The 19,904-nt window shown below is 27.2% G+C and carries 15 protein-coding genes and 1 other annotated feature; all 15 genes read right to left on the bottom strand.

Features of this window, described 5'->3' with window-relative positions; translation table 11 throughout:
- Nucleotides 1–10: 10 nt before the first annotated feature.
- A complete protein-coding gene (ftsA, locus tag AZI32_RS08750) occupies nt 11–1,264 on the bottom strand; it encodes a cell division protein FtsA (RefSeq protein ID WP_061995476.1) in 1,254 nt (417 codons plus the stop codon).
- Between the two features lie 364 nt (nt 1,265–1,628).
- Nucleotides 1,629–2,396, bottom strand: a complete 768-nt coding sequence (aroE, locus tag AZI32_RS08745) for a shikimate dehydrogenase (RefSeq protein WP_061995475.1) — start codon at nt 2,394–2,396, stop codon at nt 1,629–1,631.
- Nucleotides 2,397–2,536: 140 nt separating this feature from the next.
- Nucleotides 2,537–3,247 (bottom strand): RNA polymerase sporulation sigma factor SigK, encoded by a 711-nt coding sequence (gene sigK / locus AZI32_RS08740; protein WP_061995474.1) that lies wholly within the window; start codon nt 3,245–3,247, stop codon nt 2,537–2,539.
- Between the two features lie 218 nt (nt 3,248–3,465).
- Nucleotides 3,466–5,157 carry a penicillin-binding transpeptidase domain-containing protein gene (locus AZI32_RS08735; protein WP_061995473.1) on the bottom strand — a complete coding sequence of 564 codons (1,692 nt, stop codon included), beginning with the start codon at nt 5,155–5,157 and terminating at the stop codon, nt 3,466–3,468.
- A 63-nt stretch (nt 5,158–5,220) separates the two neighbouring features.
- A complete protein-coding gene (udk, locus tag AZI32_RS08730; protein ID WP_061995472.1) occupies nt 5,221–5,853 on the bottom strand; it encodes a uridine kinase in 633 nt (210 codons plus the stop codon).
- Complete coding sequence (locus AZI32_RS08725) at nt 5,853–7,082, bottom strand: U32 family peptidase (RefSeq protein ID WP_061995471.1); 1,230 nt, start codon at nt 7,080–7,082, stop codon at nt 5,853–5,855. Before AZI32_RS08725 ends, udk begins: the two co-directional genes overlap by 1 nt.
- Nucleotides 7,048–7,731, bottom strand: coding sequence for an O-methyltransferase (locus tag AZI32_RS08720; RefSeq protein ID WP_061995470.1), 684 nt, complete (start codon nt 7,729–7,731; stop codon nt 7,048–7,050). Before AZI32_RS08720 ends, AZI32_RS08725 begins: the two co-directional genes overlap by 35 nt.
- A gap of 49 nt (nt 7,732–7,780) precedes the next feature.
- Nucleotides 7,781–8,782 (bottom strand): endolytic transglycosylase MltG, encoded by a 1,002-nt coding sequence (gene mltG, locus AZI32_RS08715; RefSeq protein ID WP_061995469.1) that lies wholly within the window; start codon nt 8,780–8,782, stop codon nt 7,781–7,783.
- Nucleotides 8,783–8,809: 27 nt separating this feature from the next.
- Complete coding sequence (gene typA / locus AZI32_RS08710; RefSeq protein WP_061995468.1) at nt 8,810–10,630, bottom strand: translational GTPase TypA; 1,821 nt, start codon at nt 10,628–10,630, stop codon at nt 8,810–8,812.
- Between the two features lie 1,037 nt (nt 10,631–11,667).
- Nucleotides 11,668–13,368: a ribonuclease J gene (locus tag AZI32_RS08705; RefSeq protein WP_157450874.1), complete on the bottom strand. Its 1,701-nt coding sequence runs from the start codon at nt 13,366–13,368 to the stop codon at nt 11,668–11,670.
- A 447-nt stretch (nt 13,369–13,815) separates the two neighbouring features.
- Entirely contained in the window at nt 13,816–14,259 is a 444-nt protein-coding gene (locus tag AZI32_RS08700) for a Fur family transcriptional regulator (RefSeq protein WP_061995505.1), read from the bottom strand.
- A 224-nt stretch (nt 14,260–14,483) separates the two neighbouring features.
- A complete protein-coding gene (locus AZI32_RS08695; protein WP_010292902.1) occupies nt 14,484–14,735 on the bottom strand; it encodes a DUF1292 domain-containing protein in 252 nt (83 codons plus the stop codon).
- 19 nt (nt 14,736–14,754) lie between these two features.
- Complete coding sequence (gene ruvX, locus AZI32_RS08690; RefSeq protein ID WP_061995504.1) at nt 14,755–15,162, bottom strand: Holliday junction resolvase RuvX; 408 nt, start codon at nt 15,160–15,162, stop codon at nt 14,755–14,757.
- A 1,348-nt stretch (nt 15,163–16,510) separates the two neighbouring features.
- Nucleotides 16,511–16,762: an IreB family regulatory phosphoprotein gene (locus tag AZI32_RS08685; RefSeq protein WP_010292904.1), complete on the bottom strand. Its 252-nt coding sequence runs from the start codon at nt 16,760–16,762 to the stop codon at nt 16,511–16,513.
- 108 nt (nt 16,763–16,870) lie between these two features.
- On the bottom strand, nt 16,871–19,513 hold the full coding sequence (gene alaS / locus AZI32_RS08680) for an alanine--tRNA ligase (protein WP_061995467.1): 2,643 nt from the start codon (nt 19,511–19,513) through the stop codon (nt 16,871–16,873).
- Between the two features lie 58 nt (nt 19,514–19,571).
- Nucleotides 19,572–19,753: a binding site (T-box leader), on the bottom strand.
- Between the last annotated feature and the right edge of the window lie 151 nt (nt 19,754–19,904).

Here is a 19,904-nt window from a genome sequence, read left to right as displayed (position 1 = left end):
TACCTCCTCATTAGAAAAAATCTGATAAAAACGCTTTAAATTTGGATAAAAATTTAATGTCATCCTTATTCTTCTTTAATTGTTCATCTTTTTGAATTACTACTTTATTATCTGCTTCTTTTTCAATATCATTGTTTAATTGTAAAGACAATTCCTTTATTATTCCTGTTGCTATTGTGTAGATTGGATTTGCAACTCCTACATATGAAGGCGTAACTACTCTACATTCTTTTTCTACCACTTTTTCAATTAAATCAGTTATTCCTCTATAAAGCGAAACACCTCCACCACATAAAACAACAGTTTTAATTTGATTATAATATCCAGAATCAACCAAAACTTCTTTGATTAACTTGATTATCTCTTTAACTCTTTCATAAATTATTTCCACTAACATAACATAGTCTATTTCTATAGTTTGTCCATCTTTTAAAGAATAGATCTTTATTTTTTCTCCAATATCGATGTTTTCTTTATAAATACGTCCACTTTTTATCTTTAAGCTTTCAGCATCATCTTTAGAAATCTTTAAACAAATAGCTATATCATTCGTTATAGTATCTCCGCCTAGACCAATGCTTGCAACATATTCTAATTTATTTTTTATATATATTACAACATCTGATGTTTCTGCTCCAATATCTATAATTGCTACTCCATTTTGTACATCAGTTTCACTTAATGTATCTTTGCATACACCTAAACAATCAACTGTAAATCCTAAAACTTTAATACCTATGTCTTCCACTGGTTTTTTATAAAGGTCCACAATTTCTTTAGATGCAACTATTACCTGTGAAACCACCTCCAAATTTTTTCCTAACAACCCTAGAGGATTATTTATGTTACCAACATCATTTATCTTAAATTCCAAAAGATTTATTTTTATAACTTCTTTATTGGTAGACTGTTTAACCTCTAGTCTTATTAACTCTTTTAGATTTTCAATATCTTCACTGGTTATCTCTCTATCTTGGGAAGATAAAGTCAATATCTCTCTTTTTTCAATTACTCCACATAAAGATACCGGTATAGATATATACGCACCATGTATATTAGTATTGATAATATTTCCTAGCTGGGTTACTACATCTTTGATTGCATTGGATGTATTTTCAAAATCTGAAACTCCAGATTTTCTCACACCATTACATTTGCTTGTAGTTACACCTAGAACTTGAAGCTTTCCTGCACTATCTAAATTTCCAACTACACCGCATATTTTTGATGCACCAATGTCTATTCCAACTATGTAATTGTTCACTTAAATTACCCCCCTTTTAAGAGAAGCTTCAAAAGTACATATTCAACAAGAAATCCTCTTTTCCTTTAATCTTAATTAACTTTTTATAAAATGTTTATATATAAATATAAACATCCTATTTTCAGTATAATTGCTTTACAAGTAAAATGCAATATTTCACTTTAATACTAATTAATTAAATTTTTGTTTTTAATCCTTAATTATAGAATAAAATTTTAAATTTAAAAAACTTCGTATATTTCCAAGGAAAATCACCAAAATTAAAGAATATTTAATCTTTATCACACTTAAAATTATATCCTTAATACATAATAAGTTCAATTATAAATTTACATTTTTTTCATGTTAAAAGAGAACACAATAATTATGTGTTCTCTTTTAAATATTTTTTCCATATTTTAATCGCTTTATATCCCTGATGCAAAAGCATACTATAACCATTTAATACGCGACAACCATATTCTTCTCCAATTTTCATAAAAAGCGTATTTTGGGGTTCATAATTTAGATCATAGAATATTTTTTTAGAATTACATTTTTTTATATTTATTGGTGTTTCATTAGGATGATTTGCACCTGAAATTGGAGTACAATTTATAACTATATCATATTCTGTTAAATCAAATTCCTCATGTATATTTATAGTTTTACTAATATAAGCTTTATGTTCTCTTATGCTTTTTTCATTTCTAAGTGCAATATCTATACTTTTTATTTTCAAATCTCTAAGAGCATAAATAATTGCTTTTGCTGCTCCACCGCTACCTATAATTAAAGCATTTTTACCTTCTAGTTTAATATTTTCTTTTTCTAAGCTTGATATAAATCCAAAATAATCTGTATTATAACCAATTAGTTTAGAATTTACATTTACTACTGTATTCACTGCACCTATCTTATTTGCTGGATATTCAATACTATCTAGATATTTTATAATAGATTCTTTGTATGGAATAGTTACATTAAAACCTATCAACTCTTTTTTAGCCTTATTAATAAATATATCAAGATTATTTTCATCTACATCAAATATTTTATATTCTAATGGTATATTATCTTCTTTATATTTTTCATTATGAATTAATGGAGAAAGACTATATTTTATATTTTTTCCAAGCAATCCACTATACATTTTCTTGCCACCTATCTATAACATAATATAAACAAATTATATCTTATTACAAATATGTTTTGCAAATTACTTCGTAATTTTATTATAAATATAAAATATTTTTAATAAATATACACTCTAAATTAATTTAGTTTATCAAATTATTTTTTTTGTTTTTCCGAACTATTTAATTCCTTTAATAGTTTTTTTAATGCTCGTTTTTCTATTCTAGATACATATGACCTTGATATTCCTAATATTTGAGCAATCTCCCTTTGTGTCTTTGATTTACCATCTGTAAGTCCATATCTCATTTCTATTATTAACCTTTCTCGCTCTTGTAATGTTGTATTAATCTTTGAATAAAGTTTTTTAACTTGTATCTTATTTTCAACTATATCTGCAATAGAATCCTTATCGCTACTTAATATATCCATCAATGAAATTTCATTACCTTCTTTATCTACACCTATTGGATCTTGAAGATATACTTCTCCTTTTGTCTTTTTATTATTTCTAATTAACATCAATATTTCATTTTCTATGCACCTTGCTGCATAAGTTGCAAGTCTTGTTCCTTTTGACATATCGAAAGAATCGATAGCTTTTATTAAGCCTACTGTACCTATAGAAATCAAATCATCCACTTCTTTTCCTGGAAATGAATATTTTTTTACTATATGAGCTACCAGCCTTAAATTTCTTTCTACTAGAACATTTTTAGCTTCTAAATCTCCCTCCTTAAATCTTTGTAAGTAAATTTTTTCTTCCTTGTCATTTAACGGCTGCGGAAAAGAACTACTTCCAGATACATAGGCTGTCAGTAATGTAACTTCTCCAATTACATTAAGAAACCAATTGAAGAAAACCATAGTTGTTCCCCCTAATAGTGCTTATTATAATAATATGATGATTGTATTAAAAAGTAGCCTGTCCACCTTAAAAAATTTAAAAATTATTTTTTAATATTTTTCATTTTAGACTCATATATTAATTTTCTACAAATTAGTATATATTTTTACTTATATGTACAAAAGAAAAACAGCTTGAAAATAAAATTACTAATTATTTTTAAGCTGTTTCTTGTGATTTATAAAACTTTTTTACTTGTTAGCTCCTCTACTATTTTTTTAAACACTAGTGCAGAAGTTCTTCCACCTGCATCCTCTTTAATATCTATTTCAGGTATAAATACTACTAATGAATAATATTTATCTTCATACTCAAAAAAACCTGCAAACCATCCATCTGAATATTCTTTTCCTTTAATAAAATATTCAGTTGTTCCAGTTTTTCCTCCCATGTTTACCCCTTCAACATCTGCATTTCTCCCTGTTCCATCTGTAGATTTTATTACTTTAATCATTTCTTTTTCTAGTAAATTAGCTGTTTTAACATTTATCGCTTGTGTTTTTTCTACTTCATTATCTTGAATTATATTATTTTTATTATCAACATATCCCTTTATTATATTTGGCTTTATATAAATCCCATTATTAACTACTACACTTGGAATGGATGTTAATGCTATTGGTGTTGTTCTTAAAGTTTGACCTATAGATGTATTAGTTATAAAACCTATATTTTCTTTATCATCAATATTGTCGAAGGTTCCACATTTTTCGTCTGATAACCCCAAAACTTTACTTGTTAGTCCTTGTTTTTCAGCATAATCAATCATAGTATCGCTGCCTAAATCCCAACCTAATTGAGCAAAAATATCATTGGATGAATATAAATATGCTTCACTTAAATTATATCTACTTTTATGTTCATTGCTTTTAGGAAATATGTGCTTCATATCAAAAATTTCTTTTAATGAATGACTCTCCCTATCTAATACTCCTTCTAGAACAATAGTTTTAAACACAGATCCAACTAAAAATCCATTATTACTTGGCACACCTATGTTTACATTAGAAATATTATCATCCTTTTGACACATAGAGAGAACCTCCCCAGTACTACTTTCTACTAAACATACACCTACTTGAGGATATTTTTTTAACAAATCACTTTTTAAAACATTTTCTATTAAAGTTTCAACATTCTTATTAATAGTTAGCTTAACATTTATATTTTCATTTGACTCAAGAAATTTTTCATCTATTATTTTGCCATCTACATCCTTTTCATAAACTACTTCGGGAAATTTATTAGTTTTTGTCATATTATATATCTCCATCTCAAGAGAATCCTTATCCTTAAATTTTTCATCATCATAATTTTTAGGAGATGCTATAATATTTTCTAACTTCCAATTTTTTTCTATTAATGCATTTTTACTTATATACCCATAAATTCCATTTACATCAGTGTAATTTTTAATTTTTTTATAAGTCTCTTTATCTACTTCATAAGTATATTTTTTGCTTTTATCCATATATGGTATTTGATATAAGTCATATTCCTTATCATAATTTCTCAATATATACATTACAGTTTTAATACTATTATCATCAGTATTATTATTCATATTTATAAATGTCATAGGATCTACAACTATATAATATTTATTTTCATAGTTAAATAATTCTTCATTATTTCTATCTAAAAGTTTATAGTTTATATTACTTATTTTTTCTTCATAATAATATTGTTTGTCTGCCATAACAGCATAGGTATTATCTTTATAATTTTGAATATAGTACAACCTACATATTAACCCTAAATATATGGCAGTAAATATTATTGTTAATATATAAATTCTATTTTTAATAGTTTTCTTAAAATCATATTTTTTATAACTATAAATTTTTTTTACTTTTCTTTTTCTTCTCATAAAAAAACACCTCACCATAATCAAATTATTGACTATAGTAAAGTGTTCTATTCCTAATTAATGTTAATTATTTTTCTGTTGTAATATTTGATCTATATTAGCGTTTATTATGTCTATGGCAACTTTATTATGGCCACCTTCTGGAATTACTATATCTGCATATTTTTTAGTGTTCTCAGTAAACTCTTCATGCATTTTCTTTACAACTGTTAAATATTGAGTTATAACAGAATCTATTGTTCTTCCTCTTTCTTTAACATCTCTTACCATTCTTCTTATAAATCTAACATCTGCATCAGTGTCTACATATATTTTTATATCTAACATATCTCTTAGATTTTTTTCTTGAAGAACTAATATTCCTTCAACAATAATTATATCTCTTGATTCAACTCTTACTGTTTCATCACTTTTTCTATTATGAATTTCAAAATCATATATTGGCTTTTCTACGCTCTCTCCATCTATAAGACTTTGTAATTGCTGAATTAATAACTCTGTATCAAATGCATTTGGATGATCATAGTTAGTTTTAACTCTTTCTTCTGAAGTTAAATGACTTTGATCTTTATAATAAGAATCTTGCTCTATCATTGCTATGCAATTTTCTCCGAACTTTTTATATATTTCCTTTGCAATAGTGCTCTTTCCAGAACCCGTTCCGCCGGTAATTCCTATTAAAACTGGTCGGCTCATTACTTTTTTTCCTCCTTGGCCTTTATAAGTATGTCATTTTTTTCTAATTCAGTATCAACTTTCACATTAAATATCATTTGAGCACTAGGTGCTGACTCTATTTCTTTACCATTTTCATCTTTCATTTCTGTTAGTTTCACTTCTATATTATCACCAACAGGTCTTAAGACTTCCACAGTATCATTATCAAAAATTTTATTTCTTTGTTCTATAGTTGCTATGCCTTCTTCTTTATTAAAATCTTTAACAATTCCAATTATATCATAATTTCTAATATAAGAAGAAGATTCATATATTTGACTATCCTTATCTCCTAAATAGAATCCTGTATAATATTTTCGGTGACTTGGTCTATCTAATTGCTGTAACCACTTAGGATTAAATTCATATCCCTCTGGATCTTTCATATATGTATCTAAAGCTTCTTTATACGCTTTAACTACAGTTGCAACATAATAAGCACTCTTCATTCTTCCTTCAATTTTTAATGAAACTGAACCAGTTTTAACAAGTTCAGGAATATACTCTATCATACATAAATCTTTCGAATTCATTATGTATGTTCCTCTATCATCTTCCATTATTGGGAAGTACTCTTCATTTCGTTTTTCTTCAACAAGTTTATACTTGTATCTACAAGGTTGAGCACAAGCACCTCTGTTAGAATCTCTTCCTGTCATATAATTTGATAATAAACATCTACCAGAATAAGACATGCACATAGAACCATGTACAAATATTTCCAATTCTAAACTTTCTGGTATTTTATCTTTAATACCTGCAACTTCTTCTAATGTCAATTCTCTTGCTAAAACTATTCTTTTAACCCCTTGTTTATGCCAGAATATAGCAGACTTATAATTCACATTATTAGCCTGAGTACTTAAGTGTATTTCTAGTTCTGGTACAACTTCTCTTGCGGTCATGATAATTCCTGGATCTGAAACGATTATAGCATCAGTTCCTAACTCATAAAGTTCTTTAAGATATTCCTCTAAGCCTTCTAAGTCTTCATTATGAGGGAAAACATTTAATGTTACATAAACTCTTTTCTCTCTATCATGGGCATATTTTATACCCTCTTTTAACTCTTCATTGGAAAAATTATCTGCAAATGCCCTTAAATTTAGTTTACTTCCACCTAAATATACTGCATCTGCACCAAAGTTTATAGCAGTTTTTAGTTTTTCTAAATTACCTGCTGGAGCTAATATCTCTGGTCTTATCATTTTCATTCCTCCTTACAGTAAGTGCAATACCATCTCCCATTGGTATTACTGTTGTTACTAAGTTTTCATCACTTGAAACCATATCCAAGTAACTTCTCATCCTCTTAACTATAGTTATCTTTCTTCTTTTAACAAGATCATTACAGGCTACCATCCCTCTAAAAAGAACATTATCTGCAACAATTATACCATCTTTTTCTAATAGCCTTAAGCAATGAGGTAAAAAATGATTGTAATGGCCCTTACCTGCATCCATAAATATCATATCATATTTATCATTTAGCTTTTCTAAAACTTCTAAACAATCTCCTGGAAGCACTGTTATCTTATCTTTCAAACCATACTTTTCTATATTTTCACTTGCTATTTTTAACATATTTTCATCTCTTTCAATAGTTGTAATTTCACAACTACCTCCTGATGCTAAATTCATTAAAATAGAGGAGTAACCTATGGCAGTTCCAAGTTCTAAAATTCTTTTAGGTTTTTTAAAATTAACCATAAATTGTAAAAACTTAGCCCCTTCCTTTTGAATTATTGGCACTTTATTTTCCATTGCAAAATCATGCATTTCTTTTAAAATACCGATATCATCCGGGATAAGACTTCTTAAATAATTTTCCATGTATTCATAAGTAACTCCACTCATAAATATCCTCCATCTTCTTAGATTGTTAATAATAGACTAAATAATCCTTTTAAAAACCTTGGGTTTTTTCTTTAACTTTTAAAAATTCATTGTAATCATCTGTAAAAAAATGTGTTCCGTCATTATTTGATACAAAATACAAATAGTTAGTTGATTTAGGATTAATTGCAGCTTTTAAAGACTCTTTGCCTGGGTTGCTTATAGGTCCTATTGGCATACCATCAACTAAATATGTATTATAAGGAGATTCAACTATTAAATCTTTTTCATACAATTTTTCTTTGTGTTCACCTAATGCATATTGTACTGTAGCACATGATTGAAATTTCATATTTTTATCTATTCTATTATAAAAAACTGATGCTACAACATCCCTTTCTTCTGGGTTGCTAGCTTCTCTTTCAACTATAGACGCCATAGTAACTATTTTATATAGCTCATCATCTGAAAGTTTTTTATCATTTGTAATTTCCTTTATTACTTCATTAAATCTATCATTCATAATTTTTATGATTTCGTCTCCACTACTTCCTTTTTTAAAAGTATACGTATCCGGAAACAAAAATCCTTCCATGGAATATTTCACCTTATCATTAGCTTTTATATACGTTGGAACGGCATAATTCTTAAATGATTCTAAGAAAGTTTCTTTTTCTATTATACCTTCCTCCTGTAAAATTGATGCTATTTGGGTTATATCGTGCCCCTCTGGAATTGTAATTTGAACTTTACTCTGATCTAAAGTAGCATCTTCTAAAACTGATAAAAACTCCTGCAAGGAACTATTTTTATTTATTTTGTATTCACCTGGTTTAATATCTGGTTTATTTTCCAAATTTTTTATATATATTTTAGGAATTATTACATTTTTTAATTTGCCTTCATCTTTTAATTTTGATATAACACTATATAAATTGTCCCCTTGTTGTACCTCAATTATAAAATCTTCATTTGTTTTAAAAGGGTCTTTTATAGTATGACTATAAAAGACTCCTCCTAATACTAATATCCCCACTAGGCATAAACTAGATATAATAACACCTTTTTTCACAGACTCACCCCATTATTATTCTATTATTTATTTTTTTGCCGCTCTTTTTCTCATTGCTGGGTCTAAAATTCTTTTTCTTAATCTTATGTTATTTGGTGTAACTTCTACTAATTCATCTGAAGCTATAAACTCTAAACATTGTTCTAATGACATATCTCTTGGTGTTATTAATTTTAATGCCTCGTCAGAACCAGATGCTCTTGTATTTGAAAGATGTTTTTTCTTACAAACATTAACTTCTATATCTTCATTTCTTGAACATTCTCCAACTACCATTCCTTGATATACAGGCATTCCAGCTCCTATAAATAATACTCCTCTTTCTTGAGCATTAACTAATCCGTATGTTACAGATTCTCCATTCTCAAATACAACTAATGAACCTCTGCTTCTTTCAGAAATTTCACCTTTAAATGGCTCATATCCTTCTAATATACTGTTCATTATACCATTACCTTTTGTATCAGTCATAAATTCGTTTCTGAATCCTATAAGACCTCTTGATGGCACTGTGAACTCAAGTCTTGTATATCCATTTATAGCACTAGTCATATTTAACATCTCTGCTTTTCTAGGTCCTAGCTTTTCCATAACTACTCCCATGAATTCTTCTGGAACGTCTATTGTTAAGTGCTCTATTGGCTCTAATTTCTTTCCATTTTCACTTTTAAATATAACTGTTGGTTTAGAAACCTGGAACTCATATCCTTCTCTTCTCATAGTTTCTATTAATATTGATAAGTGAAGTTCTCCTCTTCCACTTACTTTAAATGAATCAGCTGAATCAGTTTCTTCAACTTTTAAACTTACGTTTGTTTCAAGTTCTTTCATAAGTCTATCTCTTAAATGTCTAGATGTTACAAACTCACCATCTTGACCTGCAAATGGAGAATTGTTAACAATAAAGTTCATGCTTAATGTTGGCTCATCTATTTCTACAAATGGAAGTGCTTCTGGATTTTGTGCATCTGCTATTGTTTCTCCTATATTTATATCTGCAATTCCTGATACTGCAACTATATCACCTAGTTTAGCTTCTTCAGTTTCTTCTCTTTTCAATCCGTTATATGTATATACATTAGATACTTTAACATTTTTAACTGTACCATCTTTTCTCATTACTGCTACAGTTTGGTTTTTCTTTACAGTACCTCTTTCCACTTTACCTATACCAATTTTTCCAACATACTCATTGTAATCTAAAGATGTTACCAGCATTTGTAGTGGCATATCTACATATCCTTTTGGTGGATCTACATGTTCAATTATAGCTTTGAATAAAGCTTCCATGTTATCTGATTCATCTTCTAATTCTGCTTTAGCAATTCCATCTCTAGCAGAAGCATATATTACAGTAAAATCTAATTGCTCATCTGAAGCTCCAAGCTCAACAAATAAGTCAAACACTTCATCTATAACTTCAGCTGCTCTTTCGTTTGGTTTGTCTATTTTGTTTATTACAACTATTGGTTTTAATTCAAGCTCTAAAGCTTTTTTAAGAACGAACTTAGTTTGTGGCATTGCACCTTCATAAGAGTCTACAACTAGTAGAACGCTATCTACCATTTTTAAAACCCTCTCAACTTCTCCACCGAAGTCAGCATGTCCAGGTGTATCTATAATGTTGATTTTTACATCTTCATAATGAACTGCTGTATTTTTAGAAAGTATAGTGATTCCTCTTTCTTTTTCTAAATCGTTTGAATCCATTACTCTTTCTTGAACTTTCTCATTATCTCTAAAAACTTTACTTTGTCTTAATAACGCATCAACTAATGTTGTTTTACCATGGTCAACGTGAGCTATTATAGCTATATTTCTTATATCATCTCTAGTTATTTTATCCATTAAATTTCCTCCAAATTTCTTCTTTTTTCTACAAATCACGTACAAAATAAAATTGGATACGGCTCTTGTACCCAATTTAAATTAACTATACCTATTCTAATATTATGTTTAATAAAAGTCAATGTTGTAATGTTTATATTAAGTTCTAAATTTCTTCTCACATATAAATTTTTGACAAAAAATATTTTATTATACATTATCACTTAATTTTATTCTAATTTTATATAAAATTCAACTAAAATACACAATATAACTGTTTTAAACCACACTTTTATGCCTAAATATAATAATAATTAATAACTTAATAACTTTTAAAGCAATTTCAATATATATATTTATTCAATTAGCTAAATTTTAGTTAAATTTTCTTTGAATTTTTTTGCAATACTACCATTAATCTTTTATTATCTCTTATATATTAAAATATTTCTTTTAATTTAATCAATTATAAATTTAAATTTACAATTAACTATATTTTTACTTGTTCAACAATTGTATTAAAAATAAACTTGCACTTTATTTTTAACATAATTCCCCTAAAAATTTAAGTTAGATTTCAATTTTTTATCATGTTTATATATTTTTTCTAAACAATTAAACTTAGTTTAATTTATATGTTTTAATTTTTTCTCATAACTAATAATGTTATTAGTCTCTTTATTTTTTTAAATAGAACATATTTTTTTATTTTTAATTTAAATATTTAATATTTTAATTATCTCCTATGTAATTTGTCTTTTTTCAAACTTTACAATTTTAAATTTGATTTTTTTTATTTTTTTTCATTCTTTTTTCTAAATTTTAATTTTATTTTTTCTTTCTATGTTGAATTATGATTTTTTTAATTCACATTCATATTTTATAATTATTAGCTTTTATTTTTAATATAACTCTTTATTTTTTAAGTAAATTATATTTCTATATGATTAATCTATTATTTTTCTTTTTAACTATCACTTATAACTTGTAATAAAAATTATAAAACTAAAACTGTATAAAAATAGAAATTAAGTTCTATTTTTATACAGCTTATTTTTTTAAACTTCCATTATTATAGGTAATATCATAGGTCTTCTTTTAGTTTTTTCATAAAGATATCCTCTTAATACCTCTCTTATATTACCTTTTATAGTTGGCCATTCTTTAATTTTATTTTCTTCACATTCTTTTAATACTTGTTTAACAAGTTCTCTTGCTCCATCCATTAAATCTTCAGATTCTCTAACATATACAAATCCTCTTGAGATTATATCTGGACCTGCTATGACTGTACATGTATCTTTTTCAATTGTAACAACTACTGTAAGTATTCCATCCTGTGATAAATGTTTTCTATCTCTTAAAACTATATTACCTACATCACCTACACCTAATCCATCAACAAACACCTGACCCGATGTAACAGATGATACTTTTCTTATAGAATCTCTTGAGAGTTCAATAACATCACCATTCTCTCCTAAATATACATTTCTTTCTGGCATTCCTAACTTAACAGCAAGTTCACCATGTTGTTTTAAATGTCTATATTCTCCATGAGCAGGTATAAAAAACTTAGGTTTAACTAATGTATGCATTAGTTTCAATTCTTCTTGACAAGCATGCCCAGATACATGAACATCAGCTAATGCTTCATATATAACATCTGCACCTTTTTTAAACAATTGATTTATAACTTTAGATACTAATTTTTCATTTCCAGGTATTGGTGTTGCTGATATTATAACAGTATCACCTTCTTGTATATTTACTTTTTTATGCTCGGATGCTGCCATTCTTGAAAGCGCTGACATAGGTTCTCCTTGGCTTCCAGTTGTAATTATAGCTACCTGATTATCATTATACTTAGATATGGCATCAACGTTGATTAATGTCTCTTTATCAATTTTTATATATCCAAGTTCTATAGCTACTGCCATTATATTTTCCATACTTCTTCCTGAAACAGCTACTTTTCTTCCATACTTACTTGCAGCTTGGATTATTTGCTGTATCCTATGAATATTTGAAGCAAATGTAGCTACTATGATTCTTCCTTTAGCTGAAAAGAATATATTTTCAAAGCTTTCTCCTACAGTACTTTCTGACATTGTGTACCCTGGTCGTTCAACATTAGTACTATCAGCTAACATTACTGCAACACCTTTTTTACCAAGTTCTGCAAACCTAGCTAAATCCGCTACACATCCATCTATTGGAGTATAATCTATCTTAAAATCTCCAGTATGAAGTACTACTCCTGCTGGGGTATGAACTGCTATAGCAACTGAATCAGCTATACTATGACTAGTCCTTATAAACTCTACTGATACGTTGTCAAGTTTAACTATGTCTTTAGGTTTTATATATTTTAAATCAACCGTACTTAAAATACCATGTTCTTTAAGTTTTATTTGAACAATTCCTAAAGTTAACTTAGTCCCATATACAGGTACATTTATTTGTTTTAATATATAGGGCAATGCCCCTATATGGTCTTCATGACCATGAGTTAAAAATATACCTTTAACTCTATCTTTATTTTTCAAAAGATAAGTGACATCTGGTATTACAACATCGATCCCTAACATGTCATCATCAGGAAACTTTAAACCGCAGTCAACTATAACTATATCATTTTTATACTCAATAACAGTAAGATTTTTTCCAATCTCGTTAAAACCTCCAAGAGGTATAATTTTTATCTTATCTTTCTCTTTTCGCACTTTCTCCCCTCCTTTTTCTTTATTTTTTTTCATATATGCTTTTTTATTTTGGTTTTCTGTTAACTCTTTATTAGTCACATCTTTATTAGTTTTAATGTTAGTTTTTATAACTGTATCTTTTTTTACCTTTGGCACTGAGTTTTTAAACTGCTTTTTTTCTACTAAATTATCATCAGTTTTTTTTCTACTACTTATGTTTACATTCTCAGTTTTAATTTTTTCTGTCTTTTCAGTTATATTTTCTTCTTTATCATTTATTTTGTTATAAGTTCTATAAGGTTTTCTATATTTTTTAAAACCCCCATTAGAACTCACTCTATTTTTAACCTTATTATCTACTACTTTATTTCCATCAATAGCCTTATTATTTACTACTTTATTTTCATCAGTAGTTTTATTATTCGGTACATTTTTATTCTCCATATATCTTTTCCTAACTAATTAATAATTTCTAAAATATGAAAAACCTTAATTTGTCATCTATTTTTTATTACATTCTTCACACAATCCATAAAATTTCAAACTATGATTTTCTATTTTAAACTTATATTTTTTTTCTATTACTTCTTCTATTTCGTCAAGTAAATCCCCTTGAACTTCAATAACTTTATTGCAATCATTACATATTAAATGATGATGTTGATGATTCTCGTCACCTTGACAAAGCTCATATCGACTTCTTCCATCATCTAAATCCAATTTGCAAACAACTCCCATTTCTTCTAGAAGTTGAACTGTTCTATAAACTGTCGCTAGTCCTATCTCTGGACAATCGATTCTTACTAAGTCATATAACTCCTCTGCAGTTAAATGACTACCTTCACTATTTATTATGCCATTTAATATAGCTCTTCTTTGAGGAGTTAATTTATATCCTTTTTCTTTTAAAACCTCTTTTAAATCTTCAATTTTCTCATGAGACATACTCAAAATATTACATCCTCTCTAAAATAATTTATATTTCACAGATAGGTAAATCTTTCTAATATGATAATTTCAATGAATGAAAATTTCATTTAAGAAGCTAAACCATTTTAACTCCTCTACAACTAACAAAACTAGTGCTTACCCTTATTTTACAAATTTAATATTAAAAGAAATCTTCATTATTACAAAGATATTAATTTTCAAATGATAATACTCTTTTATTATTCTAACTCTAGTGCCTCATATGCTTCTGAAATTAAAGCTAATTCATCATCTTCTTCAACTGGTACTAGTACAAGTTCACCATCTTCACTTTCTTCTATTCTTAACGCTACATCATACTCTTCATCAGACTCAACTGGTGTAACTATAACGTATTCTTTATCCTCTATGTCTAATTTTACAACAATTTCAAATTCTATTTCATTACCATTTTCGTCCATTAACATTATTGTTTCCATTTTATTTTCCATATTCATTCTCTCCTTTTTTTTATATACTATCTAGATATCCTTGTAATATGTACGTAGCTGCAATTTTATCTACCAATTTTTTTCTTTTACTTCTTGATAAATCCGCTTCTAGCATAACTCTATGTGCTGCTACTGTTGTTAAACGTTCATCCCAAAATATTATTGGCTTATCTGTATGTTTTTTTAACTCTTCGCAAAATTGCTTCACTTTTTCACCTTGTTCTCCAACAGTACCATTCATATTTTTAGGAAGACCTGAAACAATCTTTTCAACACTATATTCATTACATATTTTCATCAATTCATTCATATCATATTCTAGCCCTTTTCTTCTGATTGTAGTTATTCCTTGGGCCGTAAAACCTAAGGGATCACTTATTGCTACTCCAATAGTTCTATCCCCTACATCTAATCCTAATATTCTCACCATTTTAGTCTCCTAATCATGTTTTAGATATAAATATCTATAAAACATATATTCTATTTTAAATTTAAACGTAAATTTCAAATTAACGTTTTAAAACTTAATACTCTTTATATTTTTTAATAATAAATAAACTAGTTTAAATAAATTTCCGCTCTAAATTCAATATATTTTCAAAACCGTTTTAATTACAGAATCAATCTTTTAAAATATAAAAATTTCGCACATAATATCTCTACTGACAAATTAAATATGTTTACCATGAGTCAATACAATTTTCATATATTTTTACTTCCCTAATATATTTAATATATATTAATAATTATATAAAATCAAATTCTCATATTTTTTAATCTGTTTATATTATGATAAAAGCTTAAATTTCTATTTATTTTTAGGACTTTAAGTTCACTCTTAAAGTTATTCTCTCCAAAACTTAACCCCCTAAAATAGTTATGTAATCTCTTTCCCCTAAATTCAACACTTAATTTTGTATGAAAATATTTTTAAGTTCTTCAATAAATTTAAATTTGAGCTTGTTTCCCTATACATCTTCTTTTTTTATTTATATATTCTTTAATATTTTTTTACTATATGACTATATACTTGGTATTCTAAAGGCTATATGGATTAAAATTTTATTTCAAACTCTTATATTTTAACTATAGTTTTTTATGTTGAAGCCTAATTTATGCCTTTATCAACTGAGAATTTTTCTAACTTTAACGAAATAATACGTTATTTGATAGGTATTGCACTTACTCTTCTCCACTTTTAACGGTGTTACTCTTTTTAGATAACAACAAAATTTTGACGTGTCCGTTAACCCTAGAACTTATATTTCTATACAAAGTATGATTCTAAACTGTACTTTTATTAATTAAAATTTCTTTATAAATTCAAATAAATTATTCGTTAGCTTTTATTAAAATCTTAAAATTCACTCTTTTTATAGCTATAATAAAAGGCTTTATTATTTTTTTGCGTTTATAAAATTTACAATATATAAATTCAAATGAGGTAAGTTTAATTTTACTCTATTATATAAAATTAATTTATAAAAATAAATATGTATAATTGATTATTTAATAGTTATTAACTATTTTTTCTAAGATATATGTTTTTTCTTAATATTTTTTATACATTATAATTTTTATCTATTTCTACTATATATTAAGTTCTTTTTGGTAAATTTTCTATCATTTAATATGCAGAAAGCCATAGACTTCATACGAGGTTTTAACTAAATGTCTTTTGTAAACCTAATCATAAAATATATAACATATTATTATATTTTATTACTGTATTAGTTTCATTTAAAAATTAAAATAAAAATGCCAATAAGGCATTTTTATTTTATATCTAGATAAGCTTTTAAAACTTCTTCTAATATATCGTCTCTCTCTAGTTTACTAACCAATGCTCTTGCTCCATTATAATTTGTAATATATGTTGGGTCTCCTGAAATTAAATATCCTACTAGTTGATTAACAGGATTATAACCTTTTTCTTTTAAGGCATCATATACGTCAGTCAATATCATCTTAGTCATATCTTTCTTATCCCTTACTCCATCAAACTGAACTGTATTTTGGTTATCCATTATAATCGCCCTCTTTCTTATCCATATGGATTATAGAGAGTAAAACTTAAAAAGTTATACTCTCATAATTGTTATATATATTATAAATCATCGGAAGTAAAAAGTACACTATTTAACAGAACTTTCTATTACTGCCTTAGCTTTATTAATTGCCTCATCTAATTTTTCAGGTAGTTTTCCACCAGCTTGAGCCATGTCTGGTCTTCCACCACCGCCACCACCAGCTACTGTAGCTGCTTCTTTTATTATTTTTCCACAATGAATTCCATTTGATGTTACATCTTTTGTTGCCATAGCTACAAACTGAACTTTATCATTTGATACGCTACCAAGAACTACTACCCCACTTTGAAGTTTATCTCTTAATTTGTCTGCAAGGCTTCTTAATCCGTCTCCATCTATGTCCTTTACTGCAGTAACTAATGTTTTTACTCCATTAAATTCTTCTACTAAATTTAATAATTCGTCTTCTAATCCACTTGATAATTTATTTTTTAATCCTTGAACTTCCTTCTCTTTTTCTTTTATTTCTTGAAGTAATCCTTGAACTTTATTTAATAAATCTTTTTCTGTGCACTTTAACATTGATGCAACATCTTTTAATAACTCATTTTTTTCTTCAACAAATTTTACAGATTCTTCACCAGTTGTTGCCTCTATTCTTCTAACTCCAGCAGCTACTCCATTTTCACTTAAAATTTTAAATAATCCTATTTCACCAGAATTTTTAACATGAGTTCCGCCGCAAAGTTCTTTGCTAAATTCACCAACAGAAACAACTCTTACATCTTCTGAATACTTATCATCAAATAATGCAACTGCTCCACTTTGTTTTGCTTCTTCTATAGTCATAACATCAGTGCAAACATTATAAACTTTCATTATTTCTTCATTCAATTTATTTTCAACCTTTTTAATTTCATCTGTTGTCATTGCTGAAAAATGTGTAAAATCAAATCTTAATCTACCATCATCAACATATGAACCGCTTTGATTTACATGATCACCTAAAATTTCTTTTAAAGCCTCATGTAGCATATGGGTTGCAGTATGGTTTTTACATATTTTGTTTCTTCTTTCTTTATCTACTGAAAGCTTAACTTTATTTCCAACACTAATTTCACCTTCAGTAACTTTTACAAAATGAAGTATTTTCCCAGAAATATTTTTCTTACAATCATAAACTATAGCTTTAAAGTTTTCACAAGTTATAGCACCTTTGTCTCCAACTTGACCTCCCATTTCAGCATAGAATGGAGTTTCAGTTGTAACGATAACCCCTTTATCTCCCTTTTCAAGTGAAGATACAAATTCATTATCATTTATTAGCACTACCACTTCTGACTCATCTATTAATTTATTATATCCAACAAAAGAAGTTTTTATATCTTTATCTATTTTATTTGTTATTAATTCTTCATTTCCCATATAATTTGAGTCGCCTCTTGCATTTCTTGCTCTCTCTCTTTGGCTTTGCATTTCTTTGTTAAAACCATCTATATCTACTTTTAAGTTTTTCTCATCTAAAATCTCTTCTGTAAGTTCTATTGGGAATCCATAAGTATCATATAATTTAAATGCTTTTTCCCCTTTTAAGATATTTTCATTATTTTTTTCTAATTTTTCTATATATGATTTTAATATATCCATACCAGAATCTATAGTTTCACTAAATCTTTCTTCTTCAAGTTTAATTACTTTTTTAATATAATCAGCTTTTTTTTCTAACTCTTTGTATTCATCTTTAGAATTTTCTATTACCACATCACAAAGTTCACTTAAGAATATATCTTTTATTCCTAACAATCTACCATGTCTAGCTGCTCTTCTTAAAAGTCTTCTAAGTACATATCCTCTTCCTTCATTTGAAGGTAATACTCCATCACTAATCATAAAAGTTACACTTCTAACATGATCTGTTATTATTCTTATAGAAATATCTTCTTGTGCATTTTCCTTATATTTTCTATTTGACATTTCACAAACTCTATCTAATATAGCTTTCATAGTATCAATTTCAAATATATTGTCAACACCTTGCATTATAGTCGCTATTCTCTCAAGTCCCATTCCTGTATCTATATTAGGATGATCTAATTTATTATAATTACCATCTTCATCTTTATCAAATTGAGTGAATACTAAATTCCAAAACTCAACTATTCTATCATTATCTGAAGCAGTTACAAATTCTTCTGCATTTTTAACTTGTCCAAGCTCTGGATTTCTATCAAAATGTATTTCAGAAGATGGACCACATGGACCTACCCCTATTTCCCAGAAGTTATCTGCACCTAATCTAAATATACGACTTGGATCAACATCTGTTTTTGAAGTCCATATTTCAAAAGCCTCGTCATCATTTAAATGTATTGTTACATACAATCTATCTTTTGGTATTTGTAAAACCTCTGTTATATACTCCCATGCCCATGGAATAACTTCCCCTTTAAAGTAATCTCCAAAAGAAAAGTTACCAAGCATTTCAAAAAATGTACCATGTCTTGAAGTCTTACCTACATTTTCAATATCACCTGTTCTTATACATTTTTGGCATGTTGTAACCCTAGTAGATGGCGGTGTTTGAATTCCAGTGAAATATGGCTTTAATGGAGCCATTCCTGCATTTATTAATAATAAACTTTTATCACTTTTAGGCACTAATGGAAAACTCTCTAATCTTAAATGTTCCTTACCTTCAAAAAAGCTTAAATAAGATTCTCTTATTTCATTTACGGTCATGTTTTTCATATCTTTTCCTCCTCAAATAATTTGTTTTTTTGTAAAAAAAATAGAACTTCTTTCCCTAAGAAGGGACGAAAGTTCCGCGTTACCACCCTTATTATATTGATGACAATTGTTTTCATCGTCAATATCTCTTAATTAAATATAGCTCAAAGACAGCTTCAATATATCTCCCAAGAAGTTTTCACCAACCACTTCCTCTCTTAATGTCTTAATATATTTACTAATTCTTATCATTGCCATTATATTAAATTTTTATATTTTCATTATATTAAAAAAGCTTAATTTGTCAACTATTTTATAAAATAAAAAACTTATTTTCTGATTGATTTTTGATAATGTCTTATTATAACGTATGTGATTATGTCCTCAAATTTTAAAATATAGTATAATAAAC

It is taken from the genome of Clostridium sp. ATCC 25772, from assembly GCF_001573875.1.
In the GTDB taxonomy this organism is placed as follows: Bacteria; Bacillota; Clostridia; order Clostridiales; family Clostridiaceae; genus Clostridium_J; species Clostridium_J senegalense.
This window is presented reverse-complemented; position numbering and strand designations above follow the sequence as displayed.

Coding starts and splice junctions, on each gene's coding strand:
- aroE (WP_061995475.1), bottom strand. CDS start 2,396: ATGTATAGTGGATTGCTTGGAAAAAATATAAAATATAGTCTTTCTCCA.
- sigK (WP_061995474.1), bottom strand. CDS start 3,247: ATGGTTTTCTTCAATTGGTTTCTTAATGTAATTGGAGAAGTTACATTA.
- AZI32_RS08735 (WP_061995473.1), bottom strand. CDS start 5,157: ATGAGAAGAAAAAGAAAAGTAAAAAAAATTTATAGTTATAAAAAATAT.
- udk (WP_061995472.1), bottom strand. CDS start 5,853: ATGAGCCGACCAGTTTTAATAGGAATTACCGGCGGAACGGGTTCTGGA.
- AZI32_RS08725 (WP_061995471.1), bottom strand. CDS start 7,082: ATGATAAGACCAGAGATATTAGCTCCAGCAGGTAATTTAGAAAAACTA.
- AZI32_RS08720 (WP_061995470.1), bottom strand. CDS start 7,731: ATGAGTGGAGTTACTTATGAATACATGGAAAATTATTTAAGAAGTCTT.
- typA (WP_061995468.1), bottom strand. CDS start 10,630: ATGGATAAAATAACTAGAGATGATATAAGAAATATAGCTATAATAGCT.
- AZI32_RS08705 (WP_157450874.1), bottom strand. CDS start 13,368: ATGAAAAAAAATAAAGAAAAAGGAGGGGAGAAAGTGCGAAAAGAGAAA.
- AZI32_RS08700 (WP_061995505.1), bottom strand. CDS start 14,259: ATGTCTCATGAGAAAATTGAAGATTTAAAAGAGGTTTTAAAAGAAAAA.
- AZI32_RS08695 (WP_010292902.1), bottom strand. CDS start 14,735: ATGGAAAATAAAATGGAAACAATAATGTTAATGGACGAAAATGGTAAT.
- AZI32_RS08685 (WP_010292904.1), bottom strand. CDS start 16,762: ATGGATAACCAAAATACAGTTCAGTTTGATGGAGTAAGGGATAAGAAA.
- alaS (WP_061995467.1), bottom strand. CDS start 19,513: ATGAAAAACATGACCGTAAATGAAATAAGAGAATCTTATTTAAGCTTT.